This is a genomic window from Aeromicrobium sp. SP1 (genome assembly GCF_055663785.1).
In genome coordinates this window covers 3,217,392-3,242,687 of sequence record NZ_JBQVVK010000001.1, presented here as the reverse complement: position 1 = coordinate 3,242,687, position 25,296 = coordinate 3,217,392, and the positions used below count along the sequence as shown (strand labels likewise).

The following is a 25,296-nucleotide window of genomic DNA, read 5'->3' as shown; positions in this document are numbered from 1 at the left end:
CCACGCGCGGTCCGGCTCAGGGTGGCTCAGTATGGTGGATCGGTGCCCGCCAGCCTTCCCCAGCACCGATTCCGGGCCGAGATCACGGCACTTCGCGCCGTCGCGGTCCTCCTGGTCGTGCTGTACCACCTGTGGCCCGGCCCGATGTCCGGTGGCTACATCGGCGTCGACGTCTTCTTCGTCATCTCGGGCTTCCTCATCACGGGCCACCTCCTGCGCGAGACGGCCGAGACGGGTCGCATCGACCTCGCCCGGTTCTACGCGCGCCGCGCACGTCGCCTCCTGCCGGCGGCCTACCTCGTGCTGGCGACGTCGGCCGTCGCGGTCTGGCTGTGGCTGCCGGTCATGTACTGGAGCGAGAACTTCAAGCAGGTCATCGCCTCGGCGCTGTACGTGCAGAACTGGGCCCTGGCCGCCGACTCGGTCGACTACCTCGCCGCGGACAACGCCCCGACCGCGGTCCAGCACTACTGGACGCTGTCGATCGAGGAGCAGTTCTACCTCGTGTGGCCGCTGCTGGTGCTGCTCGCCACGGTGCTCGCGATCCGCCTCGGTCGCTCGCGCCGGCTCGTCGTGGGCCTCGTACTCGGCACCGCGACGGTCGCGAGCCTCGCGTACTCGCTGTGGATCACGCAGGCGAACCCTCCGGCCGCGTACTTCGTCACGCCGGCGCGCGCGTGGCAGTTCGGCGCCGGAGCCCTGCTCGCGCTCGCGACGACCAGCACCGTGAGCCACCGGTCCTGGGCCGCACCCCTGTCGTGGACCGGCTTCCTGACCCTCGCGTGGTGCGGGGTGACGTACGACGCGTCGACCCCGTTCCCCGGCACCGCCGCGATCGTTCCGGTCGTCGCGACGGTCGCGGTGATCTGGGCCGGCGAGCCGACGGGAGTGCTGTCGCCGGCGCGACTCATGCGCTGGCGGCCCACGACGACGCTCGGCGACATCTCCTACTCGATGTACCTGTGGCACTGGCCGCCCATCGTGATCCTGCCGTTCGTCCTCGGTCACGAGCTGGGACTGTGGCCTCGCGTCGGGATCCTCGTCGGCACGATCGCGGCCTCGTGGGCGACGAAGCGCTGGGTCGAGGACCCCGTCCGGTTCACGCACCGCTTCTCCCTGCGCCGACCCGCCGTCACGGGCGCGTTCACGCTCGTCGGCGCGGCCGTCCTGGTGGGGGCGTCCCTCGCCGGCCACCAGTCCGCCGTGGCCTCCGAGAAGCGGGCCGCCACCGTCGCCGAGGCGCTCGTCGAGAACGCCCCCCGCTGCTTCGGCGCCGCCTCCCACGATCCCGAGAAGCCCTGTCACAACCCCGCGCTCGACGACCAGCTGATCCCCTCCCCGGAGGCGGTCGCGTCCGACTACGCCCAGTTGCCCGGCTGCTTCGGCCAGCCGCACGACACCGAGCTCAACATCGACTGCACGTTCGGCGACGACGCGGACGCGTCCCTGCCGCACGTCGTCCTCGTGGGCGACTCGCACGCGCGCTCGTTCCTGCCCGCGCTCGTGCGCATGGCCGACCAGGGCCTCATCACCGTCACGGCGCAACTGCGCAGCAGTTGCTCGTGGTCACGCGACGAGATCGACCACAAGGATCCCGTGCGGGTCAGCACGTGCCAGGAGTGGAAGGCCAAGCTGCAGACGTGGCTGCAGGACCGCGCCGACACGACCGACCTGATCCTCACGACCGGGTACGCCAAGCAGCTCGGCGGCGGCTCCGACGAGGAGAAGGTCGACAGCATGGCCGCCGTGTGGCAGCCGCTCATCGACCGGGACGTCAGGATCGTGGCCCTGCGCGACAACCCCCGGCGGTCCACCAGCCCGCAGGAGTGCCTGTCCGCGCTCGAGCAGGTCACCCCGGACGCGTGCGCGATCAGCCGCGAGGACGCCTTCGACTACTTCGACCCGTTCCTGGCCGCCGGCAAGCAGGTCGCCGGCGCCCAGGTGCTGGACCTGACCGACTTCTACTGCGACGAGACGACGTGCCCCGCGATCATCGGCGGCGTCAACGCCTACCGGGACAACTCGCACCTGAGCGTGACGTTCGTGCAGACCCTGACGCCGTACGTCTATCGGTCGCTCGTGGGCCTGGGGGCACTGCCCGAGCCCTCGTGAGCGTTGGTGCACCAGGGCCCGGACACAGCGATGCCGCGAGCCGTATCACCCCCCCGAGGTGATGCGGCGCCGCGGCGTTCGCATGTGGAGACCCTACCCCAAGCACTAGTCCTTTGGAACTAGTTCCGTGGTTCTTTCGGCGTGTCGCGCGGAGTTGCCCCCGCTCAGCCGAGCGCGACGAGCTCGGTCATGTCGTCGTCGGGCAGGTCGTCGACGACCGCCGAGACCCGCAGGTTGTTGAGGTTGACCGCCGCTCCGTACTGGGACAGGAAGGCGGTCTCGGAGGCGTCGACACCGGTCGCGATCCGCAGCATCGTCTCGCGCGGCGCCAGCGCCGTCGCGTCGACCACGTGCCATTCGTCGTCGACGTACGCCTCGGCCACGGCGTGGAAGTCCATCGGCTGGAGCCCGGGCGCGTAGACCGACACGAGCCGCGCGGGCACGCCGTGCGCGCGCATCAGCGCGATGACCAGGTGGGCGTAGTCGCGGCACACGCCCTGGCGCTGGAGCATCGTCTGCACGGCTCCGTCCGTCGGCAGGCTGCTGCCGGGCACGTACGACAGGTGGGTGCCGACCCACGAGCTGACGGCGTCGAGCAGCTCCTTGCCGGTGAGGCCGGCGAACTCGGCCTTCGCGATCGGCAGGAGCCGGTCCGACTCCGCGTAGCGGCTCGGACGGCGGTACTCGATGACGTCGAGCTCGTCGGTCGCGATCGGCGAGGCGTGCCCCAGGACGACCGCCTCGTACTCGATCCGGACGCGGCCCGCGGGAGCGTCGATGCGGTGCAGCCGGGTGCCGTGGCGACCCTCGATCTCGTGGAAGTCCAGGTCCTCGCCGTCCTGCGTGACCGTCAGCCGCTCACTGGACGTGATGACGTTCGACGCCACCGCGAGGGACACGATCAGGTCGACGCGCCCGAAGGCGTAGAGCTCCAGCAGGGCGGTCACGGTGCGCTTCACCGACCTAGGGTGTCACGCCACCACGAATGACGCCCCTCGCGCGGGATCAGGAGTCGAAGGCGCGCAGGATCTCGTCGGCCGCCGCCGCCGGGGCGAGCTCGCCGGCCAGCACCTGGGCGCGGACCTGGGCGCGGACCGTCGCGACCCGCTCGTCGGTCGCGAGCCGCTGCTCGATCTCGTCGCGCACGAGCGTCCACGTGAACTCGAGCCGCTGCTGGGCGCGCTTCTCGTCGAGGCCGCGGTGGCCAAGGTACTCGCGGTGCCGGATGATCCGGCTCCACACGGTGTCGATCCCCGAGCCCTCCATGGCCGAGCAGGTCAGGACGGGCGGCACCCAGTCGTGCATGCCTGCGTGGACGAGTCGCAACGCGCCCGCGAGGTCCTTGGCGGTGACCTCGGCCTCCCGCACGCGCTCGCCGTCGGCCTTGTTGACCGTGATCACGTCGGCGATCTCGAGGATGCCCTTCTTGATGCCCTGCAGCTGGTCGCCCGTGCGGGCGAGGGTGAGGAACAGGAAGGTGTCCACCATGCCGGCCACCGTGATCTCGGACTGGCCGACACCGACGGTCTCGACCAGGACGACGTCGTAGCCGGCGGCCTCGAGGACCGTCAGCGCCTGGCTGGTCGCGCGCGCGACGCCACCGAGGCTGCCCGCGCTGGGCGACGGCCGGATGTAGGCGTCGGGGTCGACGGACAGTCGGGCCATGCGCGTCTTGTCGCCCAGGACCGAGCCGCGCGTGCGCACGCTCGACGGATCGACGGCGAGCACGCCGACGCGGTGGCCACGGCCGGTGAGGTGGGTGCCGAGCGCCTCGATGAACGTGGACTTGCCGACCCCCGGGACACCGGAGATGCCCACGCGCACGGCTCCGCCGACGGCCGAGTCGGGCGCCGCGGCGAGCTCGGTCAGCAGCTCGCGCGCCGCGGAGCGGTGGTCGTCGCGGCGGGACTCCACGAGGGTGATCGCCCGCGAGATCGCCGCACGGCGGCCCTCCCGGACCCCGGTCACCAGTTCTGACACGTCCACCACGCGAGCATCGTAGTCAGTCCCGTGCCCGGTAGCCTGAACCCGACCTCCCCCGAGCCTCTCGAGGAGCACCATGGGATTCCGCAGTACGGCGGCCGACGCCGTCCGCAACGTCGCCGGCGACGAGACCCTCGCGAAGCTCAAGCGAGCCGAGGCCAAGGCACGCCGGGCCGCGATCTCCGTCCTGGACGTCGAGGGGCGCAACGCCGGCCCCGCCACGGCGACGCAGCAGGCCGAGGCCGCTCCGGCGCCGTTGACGGCCGAGGAGCGCCGGCTCAACGCGGACGCCAAGCTCGTGCAGCGCCCCGCCGCGCCGATGAGCCGGCACGAGCTGCTCGGCGGCCTGCACACCGCGCTCGCGCCCCGGACGTACTTCGAGATCGGCATGCGCAACGGCGAGAGTCTCACCCTGTCGCGCGCCCGGACGATCGCGGTCGACCCCGACTACCACCTCACGTCCGAGATCGCGTGCGACCTGCGCTCGTTCCGCACGACGAGCGACGAGTTCTTCGTCCGCCCGGACGCGTTCGACCACTTCGGCGGCACGGGCATCGACCTGGCGTTCATCGACGGCATGCACCTGTCGGAGTTCGTCGTGCGCGACTTCATGAACACCGAGAAGCACGCCGCGCCGGGCGCGATCGTGGTGCTCGACGACATGCTCCCGCGGACCCACCTCGAGGCCTACCGCGTGCGCCGCACCCGCAAGTGGACGGGCGACGTCTACAAGGCGATCGAGGTGCTGCGCGACTACCGCCCCGATCTCACGATCATCGACGTCAACACCCGCCCGACCGGAACGACCGTGATCGCGGGACTCGATCCGTCGAACACCGTCCTGGACGACGCGTACGCGCAGTTCGAGTCCCGGCTGCTGGCCGAGGATCCCCAGGTCGTGCCGCAGGCGCGTCTCGACCGCAGCGAGTCCGTCGATCCGGTGGCGCTGCTGGGCAGTGACGTGTGGGCCGAGGCGGTCGCGCTGCGTGAGGCCGGCGGCGACCACGCCGACTTCGCAGGGCTCTACGCGCGGCTGGCCGAGCTGCCCCGCTACGGCCGCACGACCGCCTGAGCCGTCACGCGGTGGTGACCGCCGCCGTGAGGCCGAACTCGGCGAGCGTGTCGGCGAGCATCGCGTGCAGGCCCGGCCGATCGAGCCCACCGCCGACCGGTTGCGCGAGCACCGAGACGTAGACGAGGTCGAGCGCGCGACCGCTCAGGACGTACAGCTGACCGCCGATCCGGTCGAGCCCTGCGGGCGTCCGGCCCGGTTCGCTGAGCCGCACCCAGAAGTCGTCCGCGTCGGCGCCGTCGATGCGCAGGACGGCCGGATCGATGTGCCCGTGGTTGGAGCAGCCGACCGGTGAGGAGGCCGAGCCCATCGCCAACGGCTCGGCGCGCCGGATCACGGCCGGCGGGGTCAGCGGGACCAGCGGAAGCACCGCCGCGAGGTCGTGGGCCTGTTCGGCCCGCTCCCGCAGGGCGTCCTTGGTGGCCGCCCGCAGCGGCGTCAGGTCGCGGTCGAGGCCGTCCGGGTCGGCCGGCACGACCACCGAGTCGAGGGCGTTCGCACTGGTGTCGCCCTCGACCCGCACGCTGACCGGCACCGCGAGGCTGACCGTGCCGTCGGACCCGACCCGGCCGAACCGCAGGCCCAGCCGCGCCGCGACGGCGGAGGCCAGGGAGTTGCTCGTGCCGCCGAGCCGGGCCGCGGCGGCGTCCCAGTCGGCCTGCGCGACCCGCACGCACGCGGCCGGCGCGTGGAACGGGGATCCCGCCCCCGCGGTCACGGCCGCACGCGCCGGCGGCCGGGGCGTCGGCAGCTGCGGGCGTGGCTGTGATCGGGCCACCCGCACCCCGGCGGCGACGGCACGCAGCACGGCCGGGATCCCACGGACGAGGCCGGCGACGTCGGCCCACAGGACGCGCCACCGGCTGCGCTGACCGCGCACGGGGTAGTCAGGCCGCCGCGCGACACCGTTGACGGCGTCCGCGATGGCACCGAGCTTGCACATCCCGTCGCCCAGCGTGTGCGAGCCGACCATCGCCACCGCGGTGCCGCCGTCGGTCAGCGGCAGCACGCCGATGCGCCAGCCCGGTCCGCGCTCGGGGTCGACGCCGCGGTCCGCCAGCTCGTCGGTCCACGCGTGGATCGCATCGCGCGGACGCGCCGCGGACTCGACCTCGAGCGTCGGCGGGTGCTCCAGCGCGACCCACCGATGCCGTCCGCCGGGCAGCGGGGAGGGCTCGACAAGTCGCCCGAGCAGCGTGCCGGCGAGGTTCTCGGCGAATCGCGCGAGTGCCTCGAGGTCGACGGGGCGCTCGTACGTCCAGGTGAGCAGCGTGCACGGCTGGTACCCCAGCGCGCGCAGGCCGAGGAACGAGCCCTGGTCCATCAGTGCAAGCCGGTCGTCCACTCCCGCATGCTAGTGCAACTCGCAGTTGCGGCTCAGGACTCCGCGTCGCGCAGCTTCTCCAGCAGCTCGAGCGCCGAGTCGGCGATCACGGTGCCCGGCAGGAAGACCTCGGCCGCGCCCATCTGCTTGAGCGTCTCGACGTCGTCCGGCGGGATGACGCCACCGATCACGACCATGATGTCCGGCCGGCCCTGCTCCTCGAGCGCCTGCTTGAGCGCGGGCAGCAGGGTGAGGTGCCCCGCCGCGAGGGACGAGACCCCCACGACGTGGACGTCGGCGTCGACCGCCTGCTGGGCGACCTCCTCCGGCGTCGAGAACAGCGGGCCCACGTCGACGTCGAAGCCCATGTCGGCGAAGGCCGTCACGATGACCTTCTGGCCACGGTCGTGACCGTCCTGGCCCATCTTCGCGACGAGGATGCGCGGACGGCGGCCCTCGGCGCGCTCGAACTCGTCGGTCGCCTCGATGACGCGGGCGATGTTGCCCGACTGACCGGCTTCGGTGCGGTACACACCCGAGATCGTACGGATCACGGCCTGGTGGCGCCCGTAGACCTTCTCGAGCGCGTCGCTGATCTCGCCGACCGTGGCCTTCGCCCGGGCCGCGTCGATCGCGAGCTTGAGCAGGTTGCCGTCGAGCGACCCGTCACCGCCGGACTGACGCTGCGCGCCGCGCTCGGCCGAGACCGTGAGCGCCTGCAGGGCGGACTGGACGTCGTCGTCGTTGCGCTCGGCCCGCAGGCGTTCGAGCTTCGCGATCTGCGAGGCCAGCACGGCCTTGTTGTCGACCTTGAGGACGTCCAGCGGGTCCTCCTCGGCGAGCCGGTAGGTGTTGACGCCGACGACGACCTGCTGGCCCGAGTCGATCCGGGCCTGCGTGCGGGCCGCGGCCTCCTCGACGCGCATCTTCGGGATGCCCTCGTCGATCGCCTTGGCCATGCCGCCGGCCGCCTCGACCTCCTGGATGTGCGCCCACGCGCGGTTCGCGAGGTCGTGCGTCAGCTTCTCGACGTAGTACGAGCCGGCCCACGGGTCGATCGTGCGCGTCGTGCCCGACTCCTGCTGCAGCAGCAGCTGGGTGTTGCGGGCGATGCGGGCGCTGAAGTCGGTCGGCAGGGCGATCGCCTCGTCGAGCGCGTTCGTGTGCAGCGACTGGGTGTGGCCCTGCGTCGCCGCCATCGCCTCGATCGCGGTGCGCTGGACGTTGTTGAAGACGTCCTGCGCCGTCAGGCTCCAGCCCGAGGTCTGCGAGTGCGTGCGCAGCGAGAGCGACTTGGGGTTCTTCGGGTCGAAGTCGCTCACGAGCCGGGCCCACAGCGCCCGGGCCGCACGCAGCTTCGCGACCTCCATGAAGAAGTTCATGCCGATCGCCCAGAAGAAGCTCAGCCGCGGCGCGAACGCGTCGATGTCCAGGCCCACGTCGAGGCCCGCGCGGATGTACTCGACACCGTCGGCCAGCGTGTACGCCAGCTCGAGGTCGTTCGTCGCCCCGGCCTCCTGGATGTGGTAGCCGGAAATCGAGATGGAGTTGAACCGCGGCATCCGCTGCGCCGTGTAGGCGAAGATGTCGGAGATGATCCGCATCGACGGCGACGGCGGGTAGATGTACGTGTTGCGGACCATGAACTCCTTGAGGATGTCGTTCTGGATGGTCCCGGCCAGCTGCTCGGGCTTCACGCCCTGCTCCTCGGCCGCCACGATGTAGAGCGCGAGGACCGGCAGCACGGCGCCGTTCATCGTCATCGAGACGCTCATCTGGTCCAGCGGGATGCCCTCGAAGAGCGTGCGCGTGTCGTAGATCGAGTCGATCGCGACGCCCGCCATGCCGACGTCGCCGACGACGCGCGGGTTGTCGGAGTCGTAGCCACGGTGGGTCGCGAGGTCGAACGCGACCGAAAGGCCCTTCTGGCCGGCCGCGAGGTTGCGGCGGTAGAACGCGTTGGACTCCTCGGCCGTCGAGAAGCCGGCGTACTGGCGGATCGTCCACGGCTGGGTCGTGTACATCGCCGGGTACGGCCCGCGCAGGAACGGGGTCAGACCCGGGTACGTGTCCAGCGCGTCGAGGCCGTCGAGGTCCTCGGCGGTGTAGAGACGCTTGACGGCGATGCCCTCGGGCGACTGCCACGGCTCGCCGGCGAAGCTCCTGGGCGTGCTCATCGGTCCAGCTCCTCTCGGATCGCGCGCAGGAAGGCCAGCGCATCGAGGCCCATCGCGGCCGACACGTCCTGGCCGAGATCGGTCCTGCCCGCCACGACGACGTGCGAGGCTCCCTCGGCACGCAGCGCGGTCACCGCGTCGGCGCCCCACTCGGCGTAGACGGCGTCGGTCCCGGCGAGGCAGACGACACCGGGCTGGCCGGCCTCGCGGTACGCCTCGACGAGGTCGTCGACGCCGCTCGTGGCCCCGGCGACACCGACCGCGATGCCCCCGGCGGCGAGCAGGTTCGTCGCGAACGTGGCTCGCGCCGTGTGGGCCGAGATCGGGCCCATCGTGGCGAGGAACACCGGCTGGGCGGCCGGCGCGTCGCGCAGCGCCTCGTACTCGCCGGCGTAGCGGAACACCTCCGGCGTGACCGGGTACGGAGCGCGGTCGGGCAGCGTCTCGGCGAGGTTCGGGAACTCGCTGACGCCCGTGATGGGGCGGCTGCGCTCGGCGATCTGCCGCGCGCGGTCGGACCGCACGGCCTCGATCAGCGGCTCCATCCGCTCGGCGGCCACGGCCAGGTCGTTGACGCCCTCGAGCTCGTCGAGGCCGTCGAGCTCGACGAAGAGCTCCCACGCGACCATCGCGAGGTCGTCCGTCAGCTTCTCGACGGCGTACGCGCCGCCGGCCGGGTCGATGACCTTGGCGACGTGCGACTCGTGGATCAGCAGGCTCGAGGTGTTGCGCGCGATCCGGCGGCTGAACGGCGTCGGCAGGCCGAGCGGCTCGTCGAACGGCAGGACCGTGACGGCGTCGGCGCCGCCGACACCCGCGGCGAATCCGGCGACGGTCGTGCGCAGCATGTTCGCGTAGGAGTCGTAGCGCGCCATCATCGGCCGCGAGGTGACGACGTGCTGGCGCTGGGCGCGCGCGTCCTCACCGATGCCGCTGATCTCGCCGACCCGGTTCCACAGGGCACGGGCGGCGCGGAGCTTGGCGATCGTGGGGAACTGCTCGTCGGTCGCCGCGTAGCGGAACTCCAGCTGCGCGGCCGCCTCGTCCGTCGTGAATCCCTCGGCCTCGAGGGCGCGCAGGTACGTCGTCGCGACCATCATCGACCACGCTAGCTCCTGGACGTCGGACGCGCCGCGGTCGTGCAGGCGGGCGGCATCGACGACGACACCGCGGACGCCGGCCTCCCTCGCGAGGGTCGCACCGCGCACGACGGCCGAGAGGTCCGTCCCGGCGACGCCCAGGTTCGTGAGCGGATGCGGCGCGGTGCCCTTGTCGCGGCACACCGCGAGGAACGTCTCGGCGGCGCCGATCGGATCGGACGGAGCGTCCAGCACGACCGGTGCGAGGTCGAGGAAGACGGGCTCGAGCACGTCGGCGAGCCGGTCGGCGGGGATGCCCCGCTCGCCCACCGTGAGCCACAGCGAGTTCGCGCCGTTCTCCAGCTCGGCGACCACGTCGTCGGGACCGGTCGCGGGATCGGTGAACCAGCCGCGGACGTCCCAGCCGACGAGGTCGGGGTCGGCCGTCCCGGAGCCGCGCGTGTACGGGGCCTGGCCCGGCAGGCCGATCTCGGGCAGGTCCGCGACGAGGGCCGCGGTACCCAACGGTGTGATCGTCAACTCGTCGAGCGTCGTGGTCCCGAGGACCGACCACACGTCGGCGTCGGGGGCGTCCTCGGCGAGCCGACGGGACTTGCGCAGGACCGCCGCCGTCGCCTGCTCCCACTCCGCCTGATCGTGCTCGATGCCCTCTGCGAGCGGCACCGTGGGCTGGTCTCCTGCCATGGCTGGCATGGTAGCCGCACGGGATCTGGGAGAATCCTCCGCATGTCCTCCAAGCAGTTGCTCCTGCTCGCGGCCGTGTGCGTCCTGACCTTCCTCGGCGCCATGATGCTCGGTCGCGCGTTCGGCTGAGTCGCCCCCTGCGCCACAATGGGCGCGTGCAGATCCCCACCGAGCTCCTGCCCGCCGACGGCCGATTCGCGTCGGGCCCGTCCAAGGTCGACCCGGCCGCGCTCGCCGCGCTCGCCGCCACCGGCACGACGCTGATGGGCACGTCGCATCGCTCCGCCCCGGTCAAGAACCTGGTCGGGCACGTCACGCAGGGACTGCACTCCTTCTTCTCGCTGCCCGACGGCTACGAGGTGGTCTACGGCGTCGGCGGCTCGCACGCCTTCTTCGACGCGGCGACCTTCGGCCTGGTCGAGCGGCGGGCCCAGCACCTCGTGCACGGCGAGTTCACGCGGAAGTTCGCCACCGCCACGACCCGCGCGCCCTTCCTCGAGGACCCCGAGGTGGTCGAGTCGGCGCCGCACACGCACCCCGTCGCGCATGCGACGGCGGGCGTCGACACGTACGCGTGGGCCCACAACGAGACCTCCACGGGCGTCATGGTCCCCGTCGTCCGGCCCACCGGGATCGACGACGGCGCGATCGTGCTGACCGACGCGACGAGCGGCGCGGCCGGGCTGCCGGTCGACCTCAGCGAGACCGACGTCTACTACTTCGCCCCGCAGAAGGGCTTCGCGTCCGACGGCGGCCTGTGGATCGCGATCATGTCGCCAGCGGCGATCGAGCGCGCCGAGCGCATCGCGGCCGGCGGCCGGTACGTCCCGGGCTTCCTCGACCTGCCGACCGCGATCGCCAACTCCCGCAAGGACCAGACCTACAACACGCCCGCGATCGCGACGCTCTTCCTGATGGCGCACCAGCTGGACTGGCTCAACGCGCAGGGCGGTCTGGACTTCGCGGTGTCGCGCACGACCGACTCGTCCTCGCGGCTCTACGCCTGGGCCGAGGCCAGCGAGTACGCCACGTGCTTCGTCACCGACCCCGCGGAGCGCTCCCTCGTGGTCGGCACGATCGACATCGAGGGCGTCCCGGCGCAGGCGGTCGAGGACGCGCTGCGGGAGAACGGCATCGTCGACGTCAACGGCTACCGCGGCCTCGGCCGCAACCAGCTGCGCATCGCGATGTACCCCGCGATCGACCCCGACGACATCACGGCCCTGACCCGCTGCATCGACTTCGTCGTCGCCGAACTCCGGCCGTGAGCGCGTAGCAGGCGGGGCTCGCCGCGCCTACTCGATCACCGAGGCGCCGCGGTGCAGCTCGCGGTGCTCCTCGTAGATCCCGGCGTTGCGGTGCAGACCGGCGACCTCCTCGTCGGTCAGCTCGCGACGCACCTTCCCGGGCACGCCGGCGACGAGCGACCGCGGCGGGATCACGGCGCCCTGCGAGACGAGGGCGCCCGCGGCGATGAGGGACTCCGCACCGATCACGGCGCCGTTGAGGACGATGGCGCCCATCCCGATGAGCACGTGGTCCTCGACGGTCGCGCCGTGCACGATCGCACCGTGACCGACCGAGACTCCCTCACCGAGGGTCACCGGCTTGCCCTTGTCGACGTGGAACGCGCAGTTGTCCTGGACGTTGCTGCGCGGACCGATCGTGATCGGCTCGTTGTCGGCGCGCAGCACCGCGCCGTACCAGACGCTCGCGCCCTCGGCGATGACGACCGATCCGACGAGGGTCGCGGTCTCGGCCACGAAGGCGGTGTCGTCGACCTGTGGCGACCTGTCTCCCAGAGCGATGCGCATGGCGCCACCGTACCGCCGGCGCCGGTCAGCGAGTGCGGCGCCGCAGCACCGCCGCGACCGCGCCGAGGGCGACCACGCCGACACCGGCGAGGACGAGCGTCCAGCGTCCCTCGCCGTCCGTGGCGGCGGCGGACTGCGCGGGGTCGGCCGTCGCGGAGGCGGGCGCACTCGTCGGCGCCGTCGCGATCGTGTCCAGCGTGGCCGGCGACTCCCCGTCCGGCGTGAGCGTCACCCGGTACAGCGGCGAATCGGCACCCTCGCTGCCGACGAGAACCGCGTCGGGGGCGACGAACGCGACGGTCTCGCCCTGTCGCAGAGCGGGCAGCGACTGCGAGCCGACGACGGTCCACGTCCCCGGGTCGACCGTCCACAGCGACCCGTACGTCAGCAGGGCGACCCGTGAGCCGTCGGGCGAGAAGGCGCCGTCGGTGACGAGGGCGGGCATGCCCTCGGCGACCTCGCGCAGCGTGGTCGTGCGGCCCTGGTCGAGGTCGGGCACCGCGAGGACGTCTCCGCCCGACAACGACTTGGTGACCACGAACAGCCGACCGGTCGAAGGGTCCGCGAGCAGCGCCTCGGCGTCGGCCGGGCCGCCGGGCATGGCGATCGGGTAGCGGGCCGGCGTGACGGTCGCCGTCGTCCGGCCGGGCTCGTCGATCGAGTAGAGCGCGATGTCGTCGCGGGCGGCCGCGTTGTCGCCCGTGTCGGCGATCCAGAGCGTCCCGTCGACGACGGCGAGCGCCTCGGTGTCGATCGGGGCGGCGTCGAGGTGCGTCACGCCGACGGTGTCACCCGACGTCAGGTCGATCGCGAAGACGATCGGCGCGTTCCCCGAGTCGTTGATCGTGTACGCGAGGTCGGGATGGGCGGGACTGACCGCGAGGCCGCTCGACTCGGTGATCCGGGGATCTCCCAGCACGACCTGGGGTCCGCTCGTGGCGGCGTCGGACCGACCGGCGATCGACGCGATGACGACGACGACGAGCAGGGCGACGAGCAGCCCCGGGATCAGCAGCCGCCGGTGCCGGGGGTTCACGGCGCGACCTCCGTCGTGCGGCGGCGGGCTATCGTGGAGTCATGGCCCTGTCGAAGCGCCCGCGCATCCCCGAACTCGAACGTCCCGAGGTGACGGAGCTGGGGATCGGTCGCACGACGCACAAGATCGCCGCGGTCGAGCCGATGGACGTCGACGGCGTCCGCACGATGACGGTCGGCACGCTGCTGTGGGGCGTCGCCACGCTGGCGCTGCTGCCGTTCTGGGGAACCCTGCAGGACACCGGCCGCACGTGGTGGCTGTGGGCCGCGATCGCGGGCCTGGGACTGGGCCTCATGGGCATCGAGTTCTGCAAGCGGCGTCGCGATGCGCTGCGTCAGGCCGCCGAGGCCGCGGCCGCCGAGGCGAACCTGCAGGTCGGTCGCCGGCGCCGGGCCTGACCGGCGCGGGCCCCTCGGAGCGGACAACGCGCGACTCAGAACTCGTCGAGCTCGTCGCGCACGGAGTCCAGCACCGGGTCGGGCAGCGTCGTCGCGGAGGCGGACCGCTTCGGACGCGAGCCCGAGTGGGCACCACAGCCGTGGGTCAGCGCGACGACGCGGCCGTCGGAGTTGGCCATCTTGTTCGCGCACACGCCGAACCGGTCGGCGAGGTCGCCGGCGAGCGAGACGAGGAAGCCGCACGTGCCGCAGATGCCGGGCGCCTGCTTCGCGATGGGGGTGTCGGGACCGGAGTCGCCGTCGTACCAGCGATCGGCCGCGTCCTCACGACCCTCCAGCGACAGCACCCACTCGCGGCCCAGGCCGATCTCGCGGGCGAAGTGGCGGTCGACGACACCCGTGTCGTCGCCGTCGCCGGCCGACCAGGCCGGGACGAGCCGGATGTCGTCCTCGTCGGGGGGCAGGACGTCGCCCGGACCGAGGTCACCGGGCCGGATGCGCTCGCGGTAGGGGGTCCAGGCGGGCGCGACGATCGCCTCGTCGCCGGGCAGCAGCACGACGTCGTTGATCGTGACGTCGTCCTCCAGGACCGAGACGCTGACGGCCCAGTACCAGCCGACGTAGCCCGGCAGCAGGCACGCGAACCGTTCGGTGACCAGTCCGGGCGCATCCTCGCCGCTGCCCAGGTGGTCGCCGATCGTGTCGGCATCGGCCGCCAGGACGAGGGCGGCGCGCGCGGACTCGGTGATCGACGGGCTCATGCCCCGATTCTCCCCCACCACCCCAGCACCCACCAAGTCGGGGGCGCGACCGTCCACGCCGGGATCAGGCGTCGAGGTCGGAGGCCAGCCGGCGCAGCAGCTGCGCGACCTGGCGGGCGCGCTTGGCATCGGGGTGACGCCCGTGGCGGTAACCCTCGCCGAGCCCGTCGAGCAGGTTCACGAGGTCCTCGACGATCACGACCATGTCCTCGGGCGGCGTGCGACGGGCGTGGGCCTGCGCCTGGGCGACCGACGGCGTCGCGTCGAGGACCCGCACCTGCAGGGCCTGGTCGCCGCGCCGTCCGGCCGCGATGCCGAACTCGACGCGCGTGCCGGCCTTGAGCGTGGTGACGCCCTGGGGCAGCGCGTCCGAGCGCACGTAGACGTCCTCACCGTCCTCACGGCTGAGGAACCCGAACCCCTTCTCGGGGTCGTACCACTTCACCTTGCCGGTGGGCATGACCGATCCTTCGTTCGTCAGAGAAATGCAACCCCACCAGTCTAGTGGGCCGCCACAGGTGGCTCGAGGGCGTTCCCGGCTAGGCGTCGTTCTCGAAGTCGACCGAGATGGTCTGGAACCCCTTGTGCCGCTGCATCCTCGCGTACTGGGCGTAGGCACGGCGATCGCCGGCCGTCAGTTCGACGTTGTCGGTGAACGGCGTCAGCAGCGCCCGCGGGTACAGGTGCCGGCGGCGCACGACGTTGATCTCCAGTCCGATCACGATGATCGACGCGAGCAGGAACAGGAACGCGACGAGGCCGAGCACGAGCGCGAACGTCTGGTTCATCGACGAGGCCCGGACGATGACGCGCTGCACGTACGTGTCGCCGGAGTACTGCAGCACCTGCCAGCCGAGCGCACAGAACAGCGAGCCGGGCAGGACCGATCGCCACGTCGCGCGGCGCAGGCTCAGCAGCTTGAAGATCACGATGAAGATGCCCCACGTCACGAGCAGGCCGACGAGGCGCATGACCCAGCCGAGGTCGGGCAGGTGGTCGATGCCGACCAGCTGGGGGTTGTCGACGAGCGACTGGGCGACCGCGATCGTGAGGATGCCCAGGCCGCCGATGGCGAGCACCACGACGCTGCGCAGGCGCATGAGGATCGGATTGGGGCGGCTGTTGCGCGGGACGCCCCACGCGACGTTCGCCGCGTTCTGGGTCGACTGGCCCACGCCGAGCGAGCCGTAGAGCGCCGCGAGCGAGCCGAACACGATCGCGGACGTGCTGCCGGAGATCTCGCCCGGCCGGCCGAGCTGGTCGCCGATGATCGGGAACTGTCCCAGGGCGGTGTCCAGCAGTCGCTCCTGCAGCTCGTAGTCGTCCTGCAGGACGAAGCCCAGGATCGAGCTGGCGATCAGCAGCAGCGGGAAGATCGCGATGAACGAGTAGTACGTCATGATCGCCGCGAGATACGGGCCCTGGTCGTCGAAGAACTTGTAGATGACGGCGATCGGGAAGCCGAAGACCGGGTGGCGGCGCTGGAAGCGATCCACCCGGGCGACGATGCTCATGGCAGGTATTGTCTCGCAGCCGCGACGACCCGCTCGTACACCGCGCGGTCCAGGATCGCGCCCTCGCGGCGGATGTCGGCCTCGCGGATGTCGATGAAGCGGTTGAGCCGGACCTCGCTGGATCGCCCGCGCGCGTCCCAGCCGCCGGTGCCGATGTCCATCCAGAACCGGCCGGCGCTCGCCTCCTGCTGCTCGTCGCGGTCGTGGTCCTTCGAGGTCAGCTGCAGGGCCACGAGCGTCGACGCGTCGCGTCGTCCGATCAGCAGGACGGGACGGTCCTTGCCCTGCGTCGGGTCGTCCTCGTAGGGCACCCAGGTCCAGACGATCTCCCCGGGATCGGGTCGACCGTCCTGGGCGGCCGACCACGACAGGTCGAGCTCGTCCCGGGCGGACCCGGCCGGACCGGCACCTCCCGTGAGGGCTCGCCCGACGTGGGCGAGCCGCCTCAGGACCGCTGCGACGTTCCCCCGCACGACGCTGGTGTCAGGCCGTCGTCTCGAAGGTCGGCAGCTGACGCTTCATGACCTTGCCGGTGGGGTTGCGCGGCAGCTCGTCGATGAACATGACGCCGCTCGGGACGGCGAAGCGTGCCACGTTGTCCTTCGCGAACTCGATGAGGTCGCTCTCGGACACGTCCTTGTCCTCGGTGCGCACGACGTAGGCCGCGAGCCGCTGGCCCCAGTCGGGATCGGCGACGCCGGTGACGACGACGTCGGCCACGGCGGGGTGCTCGATGAGGCAGTCCTCGAGCTCGCGCGGGAACACGTTCTCACCGCCGGAGATGATCATGTCGTCGTCGCGGCCGGCGACGAACAGCCGGCCCTCCTCGTCGAAGTACCCGAGGTCGCCGGAGTCCATGAGACCGGAGTGGAACGCCTTGTTGCGGCCGTCGGTGTAGCCGCCGAAGGGCATGTCGTTCGCGACGTGGATGACGCCGATGTCGCCCGGCGGGACCTCGTTGCCGTCGTGGTCGAGGACCTTGACGTCGGTGCGCCACGGGATGCGGCCGGCCGTGCCGGGCGCGGCGCGCAGGTCGGACGGGCTGGCGATCGTGATCCAACCGGTCTCGGTCGCGCCGTAGAAGTTGTAGATCGAGTCGGTGTACATGTCCATGAAGTGCAGCGCGAGGTCGCCGGCCAGGGCCGAACCGCTGGACGCGGTGATCTCGAGCGAGGACACGTCGGTGTTCTTGACGACGTCGGGATCGGCCTTGACCATGCGCTGCAGCATGAGCGGCACGACGACCAGGACCTTGACCTTGTGGCGGTCGATGTCCTTGAGCGTCTGCTCGGGGCTGAACTTGCGGCGCAGGACGATCGTGGGGCACGTCGACAGACCGAAGCCGAGGTTGATCAGGCCCCACGAGTGGAACAGCGGCGCGGCGATCGCGACGACCGAGTTGCTCGTGTAGGGGATCGAGCCGAAGTACGCCAGGACCGGCTTGAGGTCGTCCGGCTCCTTGCGCTTGGCGCCCTTGGGCAGTCCGGTCGTGCCGGAGGTGAAGATGATGATCTCGCCGTGCTTCGGCGGGACCGGCTGGTCGCCGGACGGCTTGCCGACGACCGAGGACTCGATCGAGGGCAGGTCCACGGGCGCGTCGGCGTCGGCCCAGGCCAGGCACAGCCGGCTGCGGCGGACGTCCTCGACGAGCGGCAGGAACTCCTGGTCGAGGATGAGCAGCTCGGCACCCTCGCGCTCGGCGAGGTCGGTCAGCTGCGCGCGGCTGGCCATCGTGTTGAGCAGCAGGACGCGGCCGCCGATCTGCATGATGGCGATGAGAGCGATCACGAGGTAGCGGTGGTTGCGCGAGAGCACGGCCACCGAGTCACCGGGCTTGAGGCCACGCTCGCGCAGCACCTCGGTGTACTGGTTGACCTGCGTCACGAGGTCGGCGTAGGAGATCTCACCGGCGTCGTCGATGATCGCGATCTGCTTGGGGTACCGCTTCGCGGCGGCGTTCAGGCCGGACGGAAGGCCCGGACCCCACTTCTTGAGTTGGCGCGCGGCCCCGATCAGCCTGTTCGGGGGCAGCGCCTTGATGACGCCGATCCGACGCAGAACCTTCAACTTGTAACCCAGGTCTCCCATGGCCCGGAATCGTAACAGTTGCCCTCCGGAGAATCAGGCGATTTCCCCACCAGACAACACAGGAATCATCCGTAACACCTCTTCCTCCGTGAAGACACGCGACCGGATGATGAATCGATGACCCGTCGGACCCTCGATGGAGAAGCCCGCACCCCGTCCCGGGACGACGTCGATCGTGATGTGGGTGTGCGACCAGTAGGCGAACTGCTCCTTCGAGATCCACACGGGGATCGGCTCGGGAGTGCCGGCGTCGAGCTCGCCGAGCAGCACGTCCGCGGCCCCCGTGATGAACGTGCCCTGGGTGTAGCACATCGGCGCGGACCCGTCGCAGCAGCCGCCGGACTGGTGGAACATGAGCGGCTTGTCGTGGTCCACCCGGAGACGGCGAAGCAGATCCGCCGCCTCCGGGGTCACGGCCACCCGGGCAGTCGGGAGGGAGAGTTGACCGTCTGCCGTGGGTGACTCCTCGGACTCCATGGGGATCAGAAGAATCCGAGGGCGTTGGGTGAGTAGCTCACCAGCAGGTTCTTGGTCTGCTGGTAGTGGTCGAGCATCTGCCGGTGGTTCTCCCGACCGATGCCCGAGCTCTTGTAGCCACCGAAGGCCGCGTGCGCCGGGTACGCGTGGTAGCAGTTCGTCCACACGCGACCGGCCTGGATCGTGCGACCCGCGCGGTAGGCGGTGTTGGTGTCGCGGCTCCACACGCCGGCACCGAGGCCGTACAACGTGTCGTTGGCGATGCTCATCGCGTCGTCGAAGTCGTCGAACCCGGTGACCGAGACGACGGGTCCGAAGATCTCCTCCTGGAAGATGCGCATCTTGTTGTGGCCCTGGAAGATCGTCGGCGCCACGTAGTAGCCGCCGGACAGGTCCCCGCCGAGGTCGACGCGCTCACCACCGGTGATGATGCGGGCGCCCTCCTGCGTGCCGATCTCGAAGTAGGACAGGATCTTCTCGAGCTGGTCGTTGCTGGCCTGCGCCCCGATCATCGTATCGGTGTCGAGCGGGTTGCCCTGCTTGATGAGCTTCGTGCGCTCCGTCGCGGCGGGCAGGAACTGCTCGAGGATCGAGTTCTGGATCAGCGCCCGCGACGGACACGTGCAGACCTCGCCCTGGTTGAGCGCGAACATCGTGAAGCCCTCGAGGGCCTTGTCGTAGAACGCGTCGTCCTGGGCCGTGACGTCCTCGAAGAAGATGTTCGGGCTCTTGCCACCGAGCTCGAGCGTGACCGGGATGAGGTTCTGGCTCGCGTTCTGCATGATGAGCCGGCCGGTCGTGGTCTCGCCCGTGAAGGCGATCTTGCGGATGCGGCTGCTCGCGGCGAGCGGCGCTCCGGCCTCGGCGCCGAAGCCGTTGACGACGTTGACGACGCCCGGCGGGAGCAGGTCGGCGATGAGCTCCATCAGCAGCATGATCGACGCGGGCGTCTGCTCCGCCGGCTTCAGGACGACGGCGTTGCCGGCGGCCAGCGCGGGCGCCAGCTTCCACACGGCCATGAGCAGCGGGAAGTTCCACGGGATGATCTGGCCGACGACGCCCAGCGGCTCGTGGAAGTGGTACGCGACGGTGTCGTCGTCGATCTGGCTGAGCGAGCCCTCCTGCGCGCGGATGCAGCCCGCGAAGTAGCGGAAGTGGTCGACGGCGAGCGGCAGGTCGGCGGCCAGCGTCTCGCGGACGGGCTTGCCGTTCTCCCACGTCTCCCCGACGGCGAGCATCTCGAGGTTCGCCTCGATGCGGTCGGCGATCTTGTTGAGGATGTTCGCCCGCTCGGTGGTCGAGGTCTTGCCCCAGGCCGGGGCTGCCGCGTGCGCGGCGTCGAGCGCGGCCTCGATGTCCTCGGCGGTCCCCCGGGCGACCTCGCAGAAGATCTTGCCGTTGACCGGCGAGGGGTTCTCGAAGTACTGGCCCTTGACCGGCGCGACGTACTCGCCGCCGATCCAGTGGTCGTAGCGGGTCTTGTAGGAAACGACGCTTCCCTCGGTCCCTGGTGCTGCGTAGACGGCCATGCGTGACTCCTTCGTCAATCCGTGGATGTGAGGGGGCTCACACCCATGTTCCGAAGGTAGGCACCGCAACGTTGCACGAACGTACGTCGCGGATCTCGATACGCCGCGAGCTCGCAGAGCTCGCCGCGGCTACTCGATCACCGATGGTCGAGCAGCAGGCGAGCGCCCGGCGGTCGAGTAGCAGGCGAGCGCAGCGAGCCGCGTATCGAGACCACCGTCGCGGGTCAGCGCAGCTCGGCGTCGAGCCTCTCGAGGTGGTCGACGACCTGGGCGTGGCGCGGCGAGGAGGCCGGGAGCACCGCGGCGATGCGCGACCACACCTCGTAGTCGTCGCGCCCGTGCGCCGTGTCGGCGAACGAGAGCAGCGCGTCGGGATCGTCGCTCGCGAGCAGGTGCGACCGCACGAGCTGGTGCAGGTCGTCGCGGGCCTGCACGATCGCGGGCGCCTGCGAGTCGGGCAGGACCGGCCCGCGGTAGCGGGCGACGGCCTGGCGCAGGCGTCCGGCGGCGAGGTCCTCACGGACCTGGTGCGCGTCGGTGTCGACGCCCTCGGCGAAGCGGTAGGGCCGCGACTCCATCCGCAGCCCGCCGAGCACCTGGCGCAGTCGCGACAGCTCCGCGCGGATCGTGACCTCGGGCAGCTCGTCGTCGCTCAGCGCCACGGCCAGCTCGGCGGTCGTGAGCCCGCGACCGGCCGACGCGACGAGCAGCGTGATCTCGCTGTGCCGGGCGCTCAGCCGCGTGGTGGTCGTCGCGTGGTGCATCAGGGCACCGCGCACCCCGAGCACGTCGATGCGGGGGCGTTCGACGCCCGGGGTCCAGCTCGTGCGCGCGGCCGCGGCCCCGCGGACCCGCTCGAGTCGCAGCTCGGCCTCGACGGCCGCCGCGGTCGCCCGCACGAGGCCCAGGCTCGTCGCGCCGGCGACCTCCACTCCGCCGGTGAGGTCGATGACGCCGAGCACGGCGCCGGTGTCGGGGTCGTGCACGGGCGCGGCCGAACAGCTCCACGGCGTGACGGGCCGCGCGAGGTGCTCGGGCCCGAGCAACGAGATCGCCCGGTCGAGCGCGAGGGCGGTCCCGGGGGCGTTGGTCCCCGCGCTGGCCTCGCTCCAGTCCGCGCCGGGCACGAAGTTCATCTGCTCGGCCATGCGGCGCAGCCGGGCCGCACCCTCGACCCACAGCAGCTGGCCGGCCGCGTCGCTCACGGCCACGAGCAGGCCCGCGTCCGCCGCGCTCTCGACGAGCAGCCGCCGGACGACCGGCATGCCCGCGGCGAGCGGGTGCTCGCGGCGGATCTCCTCGAGGTGCTGGGAGTCGAGCGTGATCGCCGCGAGGTCGCGCTCGGGGTCGAGTCCGCCCTGCAGGCTGCGTCGCCACGAGTCACGCACGACGGCACGCACGGGGGCCTCGACCGATCCGGTCGAGAGGAAGGAGTCGTGCGCGTCGTGCAAGGCCCGCGCCAACTCATCGGGATCGACACCCGGGGGCACGGCGAAGGGAGATTCCGAGGGCCTCGGCGCCATGGAGGCAGCGTACCCAAGGGTGTGAAGCCGGTCACACCACTCTTCCGGGCGGTTTCAGCCCTTCGCGATCACGCCGCGCTCGCTCAGCATGGCGAGCACCGCCTCGACGCACTCGCCGATCCCGGATTGGGACGTGTCGATCACGAGGTCGGGGTCGACGGGTGCCTCGTACGGCGAGTCGATGCCCGTGAAGTCCTTGATCAGCCCGGCCCGCGCCTTCGCGTACAGACCCTTGCGATCGCGCGCCTCGGCCACCTTGAGGGGCGTCGCGACGTGGATCACGAGGAACGGCGACTCCGGCTCGACCCGTTGCCGCATGGCCTCGCGAGCGGAGGCGAACGGAGCGATCGGCGCACACACCGCCACCGCACCGACGCTGGCCAGCCGCGCGGCGACCCACGCGATCCGGGTGAGGTTCCGGACCCGGTCCTCCTCGCTGTACCCGAGGCCGGAGGAGAGCTCCTGGCGCACGTCGTCGCCGTCGAGCAGGGCCGTCCGGCGCAGGCCGCGGGCCTCGATCGTCTCGACGACGGCTCGGGCGACGGTCGACTTGCCGGCACCCGACAGCCCCGTGAAGAGCAGCACCGCACCGCGGTCGGGACGGGCACTGGGTCGACGCAGGTCGATCCGCTCGGTCACGCCCATCGACTGCAGCGACCGGGTCAGGATGTCCTCCGCGGAGGCGTCCTGCCCGACCTCGGGAGCGGAGAGGTACCAGGGCCGCGCCCGGAAGATCTGCCGCGAGCAGCGACGCAACTCGTCCATCACGGCGACGTCGGCGCCGGTGCCGTCGTGCGACGCCACGCCGATCAGCGCCAACGGTCGGCCGTCGGCGGCGGTGACGGCCTCCAGCACGTCGGCGGCACTGACGTGGCCGCCGAACAACGCGACGACGTACTCGCTCAGGTCGACCGGAACCACGAGCCGCACGGCCCGCGCGGGCGGGTGCTCGGCGGCCTTCAGGGCGCGCAGTCGTCCCGCGACCCACGTCGTCTCGTCGTCGCGACGCAGCGTCCCGGACAGCACGAGGGCGGCCAGCGGGGTGTTGTCGGCGTCGGTCAGGGTCAGCGATCCCTGGTCGACCGCCTCGCCCGCGGCCTTCGTCGGCACCGCGAGGTTCGCCTCGACGGGCCAGTCACGTGGCGGGGCACCGGGCAGGCAGTAGCCGTCGACCGGCGCGAGGAATCGTCCGAGGATCAGTTCGAGACCGTCCAACTCCGCACCACGGAGCACCGCGGTCGCACTCACGGTTGGTCCTTCGTGGTCCCGTCCATGGCTCCCGATTGTGGCACGGATCGTCTCACGGAAACGCACCGGCCCGCGGGCACTCAGAGCCCGGTGTTAGGGTTCAAAATCGCTGCCCCGGCCCACCCCATGGGGAGGAAATCTTCAATGACCGAAACGAGCGACGCGCGCCGCTACGGCATGAGTCAACTCGACCACCTCGAGGCCGAGGCGATCTTCATCATTCGCGAGCTCGCGGCCGAGGTCGAGAAGCCCGGACTGCTCTTCTCGGGTGGCAAGGACTCCGTGGTGATGCTCAATCTCGCGGTCAAGGCCTTCGCCCCGGGACCGATCCCGTTCCCGGTGGTGCACATCGACACGGGCCACAACTTCGACGAGGTCCTGGCGTTCCGCGACCGCGTCGTCGAGCAGCTCGGCGTGCGCCTCATCGTGGGCTCGGTCCAGGACGCGATCGACGAGGGCTTCGTCCGCGAGGAGCCGAACGGCTCGCGCAACCGCATCCAGACCCCCGTGCTGCTGCGCACGGCCGAGCGCAACGGCCTGCAGGCCCTCTTCGGCGGCGCGCGCCGCGACGAGGAGAAGGCCCGCGCCAAGGAGCGCGTCTTCTCCTTCCGCGACGACTTCGGCCAGTGGGACCCCAAGGACCAGCGCCCCGAGCTGTGGGGCCTGTACAACGCCCGGATCCACTCCGGCGAGAGCATCCGCTGCTTCCCGCTGTCGAACTGGACCGAGCTCGACATCTGGCAGTACATCGCCCGCGAGGGGATCGAACTGCCCGACATCTACTACGCCCGCGAGCGCGAGGTCTTCCTGCGCGGCGGCATGTACTTCACGATCAACCAGCACTGCCAGCCGCGTGAGGGCGAGGACGTCTTCACCGAGTCCGTCCGCTACCGCACGGTGGGCGACGCCACGCTGACCGCCGCGGTCCAGTCGACGGCGGCGACGCCCGACGACGTCGTGGCCGAGGTCGCGGCGACGCGCATCACCGAGCGTGGTGCGACCCGCGGCGACGACAAGGTCAGCGAGGCCGCCATGGAGGATCGCAAGAAGGAGGGCTACTTCTGATGGACATCCTGCGATTCGCCACCGCCGGCTCGGTCGACGACGGCAAGAGCACGCTCATCGGCCGGCTGCTGTACGACTCGAAGTCGATCTTCACCGACCAGCTCGAGGCGGTCGAGGCGACCAGCGCCCAGCGCGGTGACGAGTACACCGACCTCGCCCTGCTGACCGACGGCCTGCGCGCCGAGCGCGAGCAGGGCATCACGATCGACGTCGCGTACCGCTACTTCTCCACGCCGAAGCGCAAGTTCATCATCGCGGACACGCCGGGGCACACCCAGTACACGCGCAACATGGTCACGGGCGCCTCGACGGCCGACCTCGCGATCATCCTCGTCGACGCCCGCAAGGGCCTGCAGGAGCAGAGCCGGCGTCACGCGACGCTCGTCTCGCTGCTGCGCGTCCCGCACATCGTGCTCGCGATCAACAAGATGGACCTCGTCGACTGGTCCGAGGAGGTCTACCAGGGCATCAGCGATGCGTTCAACGACTTCGCGGCCCGGCTCGACTTCACCGACGTCACGACGATCCCGCTGTCGGCGCTGACCGGCGACAACGTCGTGGGCCGCACGCAGAACATGCCCTGGTACGAGGGCCCGTCGCTGCTGCACCACCTCGAGAACGTCTACATCGCGAGCGATCGCAACCTGCAGGACGTGCGCTTCCCGGTCCAGTACGTGATCCGGCCGCAGAACGGCCAGGGCGACTACCGCGCCTTCGCCGGCCAGGTCATCAGCGGCGTGATCCGCCCGGGCGACGACGTGCTCGTCCTGCCCAGCGGCCTGCCGACGAAGATCAAGGCGATCGACACCGCGAAGGGCGAGCTCGCCGAGGCGTTCCCGCCCATGTCGGTCACGGTCCGGCTCGAGGACGAGGTCGACGTGTCGCGCGGCGACATGATCGTCCGCCCGAACAACCAGCCGCACGTGTCGCAGGACATCGACGCGATGGTCAGCTGGATGGACGCCTCGCCGATGAGCGTCGGCGGCAAGTACGCGATCAAGCACACGACCCGCTCTGCGCGCGCGATGGTCAAGGACATCCAGTACGAACTGGACGTCAACACGCTGCACCGGCACCAGGCGCCCGGTCTGCTCGGGCTCAACGCGATCGGCCGGGTCACCCTGCGGACGACCCAGCCGCTCATGGTCGACCCCTACCAGCGCAACCGGCAGGCCGGCTCGTTCATCCTGATCGACGAGGCCACCAACCGCACCGTCGGCGCCGGCGTCATCACCGAGCACTAGTCCGAGGGCATGAGGCCGCTCCGCGGCCGATCGCCCGAGGAGGTTGAGGTGCGAGGGCGCTCAGCGCCCGAAGCCTCGAAACCCGGTCAGCCGCACAGAGCCACGGGTCGTCCGCCCCGCGGAACCTGCTGGTCTCGATACACCGCT

Annotated in this window: 21 protein-coding genes and 1 pseudogene; 6 read left to right on the top strand and 16 right to left on the bottom strand. The window is 71.1% G+C overall.

Annotated features, from left to right (window positions below; genetic code table 11):
- Window positions 1-42: 42 nt before the first annotated feature.
- Window positions 43-2,112: an acyltransferase family protein gene (locus ACT26F_RS15825; RefSeq protein ID WP_471671508.1), complete on the top strand. Its 2,070-nt coding sequence runs from the start codon at window positions 43-45 to the stop codon at window positions 2,110-2,112.
- 164 nt (window positions 2,113-2,276) lie between these two features.
- On the opposite strand, the gene ACT26F_RS15820 is transcribed toward ACT26F_RS15825, so the two are convergent.
- Together ACT26F_RS15820 and meaB are read right to left on the bottom strand one after the other, a co-directional pair.
- Window positions 2,277-3,071 carry a transglutaminase-like domain-containing protein gene (locus ACT26F_RS15820; RefSeq protein WP_471671507.1) on the bottom strand — a complete coding sequence of 265 codons (795 nt, stop codon included), beginning with the start codon at window positions 3,069-3,071 and terminating at the stop codon, window positions 2,277-2,279.
- 46 nt (window positions 3,072-3,117) lie between these two features.
- Window positions 3,118-4,101 carry a methylmalonyl Co-A mutase-associated GTPase MeaB gene (gene meaB / locus ACT26F_RS15815; protein WP_471671506.1) on the bottom strand — a complete coding sequence of 328 codons (984 nt, stop codon included), beginning with the start codon at window positions 4,099-4,101 and terminating at the stop codon, window positions 3,118-3,120.
- Window positions 4,102-4,171: 70 nt separating this feature from the next.
- On the opposite strand from meaB, the gene ACT26F_RS15810 reads away from it, so the two are divergent.
- Complete coding sequence (locus tag ACT26F_RS15810; RefSeq protein WP_471671505.1) at window positions 4,172-5,167, top strand: class I SAM-dependent methyltransferase; 996 nt, start codon at window positions 4,172-4,174, stop codon at window positions 5,165-5,167.
- Window positions 5,168-5,171: 4 nt separating this feature from the next.
- Here ACT26F_RS15810 and ACT26F_RS15805 read toward each other — a convergent pair whose 3' ends face one another.
- From ACT26F_RS15805 to ACT26F_RS15795, 3 genes and pseudogenes are all read right to left on the bottom strand, one after another.
- Window positions 5,172-6,512: a hypothetical protein gene (locus ACT26F_RS15805; RefSeq protein WP_471671504.1), complete on the bottom strand. Its 1,341-nt coding sequence runs from the start codon at window positions 6,510-6,512 to the stop codon at window positions 5,172-5,174.
- A 32-nt stretch (window positions 6,513-6,544) separates the two neighbouring features.
- Window positions 6,545-8,641, bottom strand: a pseudogene (gene scpA, locus ACT26F_RS15800) (methylmalonyl-CoA mutase); the annotation flags it as partial.
- Window positions 8,642-8,664: 23 nt separating this feature from the next.
- Window positions 8,665-10,452: a methylmalonyl-CoA mutase family protein gene (locus ACT26F_RS15795; RefSeq protein WP_471671503.1), complete on the bottom strand. Its 1,788-nt coding sequence runs from the start codon at window positions 10,450-10,452 to the stop codon at window positions 8,665-8,667.
- Between the two features lie 155 nt (window positions 10,453-10,607).
- On the opposite strand from ACT26F_RS15795, the gene serC reads away from it, so the two are divergent.
- A complete protein-coding gene (gene serC / locus ACT26F_RS15790; RefSeq protein WP_471671502.1) occupies window positions 10,608-11,720 on the top strand; it encodes a phosphoserine transaminase in 1,113 nt (370 codons plus the stop codon).
- Window positions 11,721-11,747: 27 nt separating this feature from the next.
- Here the strand turns inward: serC and ACT26F_RS15785 are convergent, their stop codons facing one another.
- Together ACT26F_RS15785 and ACT26F_RS15780 are read right to left on the bottom strand one after the other, a co-directional pair.
- Window positions 11,748-12,266, bottom strand: a complete 519-nt coding sequence (locus ACT26F_RS15785; RefSeq protein ID WP_471671501.1) for a gamma carbonic anhydrase family protein — start codon at window positions 12,264-12,266, stop codon at window positions 11,748-11,750.
- A gap of 25 nt (window positions 12,267-12,291) precedes the next feature.
- A complete protein-coding gene (locus ACT26F_RS15780) occupies window positions 12,292-13,302 on the bottom strand; it encodes a hypothetical protein (RefSeq protein ID WP_471671500.1) in 1,011 nt (336 codons plus the stop codon).
- Window positions 13,303-13,343: 41 nt separating this feature from the next.
- Here ACT26F_RS15780 and ACT26F_RS15775 point away from each other — a divergent pair, with 41 nt between their 5' ends.
- Entirely contained in the window at window positions 13,344-13,700 is a 357-nt protein-coding gene (locus ACT26F_RS15775) for a DUF2530 domain-containing protein (protein WP_471671499.1), read from the top strand.
- Window positions 13,701-13,735: 35 nt separating this feature from the next.
- Here the strand turns inward: ACT26F_RS15775 and ACT26F_RS15770 are convergent, their stop codons facing one another.
- The 9 genes from ACT26F_RS15770 to cysC all read right to left on the bottom strand — a co-directional run bounded on the left by ACT26F_RS15770 (window position 13,736) and on the right by cysC (window position 22,840).
- Window positions 13,736-14,461, bottom strand: a complete 726-nt coding sequence (locus ACT26F_RS15770) for a DUF3027 domain-containing protein (RefSeq protein ID WP_471671498.1) — start codon at window positions 14,459-14,461, stop codon at window positions 13,736-13,738.
- Between the two features lie 64 nt (window positions 14,462-14,525).
- Complete coding sequence (locus tag ACT26F_RS15765; protein ID WP_471671497.1) at window positions 14,526-14,921, bottom strand: cold-shock protein; 396 nt, start codon at window positions 14,919-14,921, stop codon at window positions 14,526-14,528.
- Between the two features lie 79 nt (window positions 14,922-15,000).
- The gene (locus tag ACT26F_RS15760) at window positions 15,001-15,975 is read right to left on the bottom strand and encodes a YihY/virulence factor BrkB family protein (protein WP_471671496.1); all 975 of its coding nucleotides are present in this window, start codon (window positions 15,973-15,975) and stop codon (window positions 15,001-15,003) included.
- A complete protein-coding gene (locus ACT26F_RS15755; protein ID WP_471671495.1) occupies window positions 15,972-16,448 on the bottom strand; it encodes a type II toxin-antitoxin system PemK/MazF family toxin in 477 nt (158 codons plus the stop codon). The genes ACT26F_RS15760 and ACT26F_RS15755 overlap by 4 nt, the downstream gene beginning before the upstream one ends.
- Window positions 16,449-16,458: 10 nt before the next feature.
- Window positions 16,459-18,063: an AMP-binding protein gene (locus tag ACT26F_RS15750; RefSeq protein ID WP_471671494.1), complete on the bottom strand. Its 1,605-nt coding sequence runs from the start codon at window positions 18,061-18,063 to the stop codon at window positions 16,459-16,461.
- Window positions 18,064-18,096: 33 nt separating this feature from the next.
- Window positions 18,097-18,540, bottom strand: coding sequence for a DUF779 domain-containing protein (locus tag ACT26F_RS15745; RefSeq protein ID WP_471671493.1), 444 nt, complete (start codon window positions 18,538-18,540; stop codon window positions 18,097-18,099).
- Window positions 18,541-18,545: 5 nt separating this feature from the next.
- The gene (gene exaC, locus ACT26F_RS15740; RefSeq protein WP_471671492.1) at window positions 18,546-20,069 is read right to left on the bottom strand and encodes an acetaldehyde dehydrogenase ExaC; all 1,524 of its coding nucleotides are present in this window, start codon (window positions 20,067-20,069) and stop codon (window positions 18,546-18,548) included.
- Between the two features lie 224 nt (window positions 20,070-20,293).
- Entirely contained in the window at window positions 20,294-21,592 is a 1,299-nt protein-coding gene (locus ACT26F_RS15735) for a transcriptional regulator (RefSeq protein ID WP_471671491.1), read from the bottom strand.
- A gap of 54 nt (window positions 21,593-21,646) precedes the next feature.
- The gene (gene cysC, locus ACT26F_RS15730; protein WP_471671490.1) at window positions 21,647-22,840 is read right to left on the bottom strand and encodes an adenylyl-sulfate kinase; all 1,194 of its coding nucleotides are present in this window, start codon (window positions 22,838-22,840) and stop codon (window positions 21,647-21,649) included.
- 144 nt (window positions 22,841-22,984) lie between these two features.
- Here cysC and cysD point away from each other — a divergent pair, with 144 nt between their 5' ends.
- Both cysD and cysN read left to right on the top strand, forming a co-directional pair.
- Window positions 22,985-23,905, top strand: a complete 921-nt coding sequence (cysD, locus tag ACT26F_RS15725; protein WP_471671489.1) for a sulfate adenylyltransferase subunit CysD — start codon at window positions 22,985-22,987, stop codon at window positions 23,903-23,905.
- The gene (gene cysN, locus ACT26F_RS15720; RefSeq protein WP_471671488.1) at window positions 23,905-25,149 is read left to right on the top strand and encodes a sulfate adenylyltransferase subunit CysN; all 1,245 of its coding nucleotides are present in this window, start codon (window positions 23,905-23,907) and stop codon (window positions 25,147-25,149) included. Before cysD ends, cysN begins: the two co-directional genes overlap by 1 nt.
- Window positions 25,150-25,296: the final 147 nt, after the last annotated feature.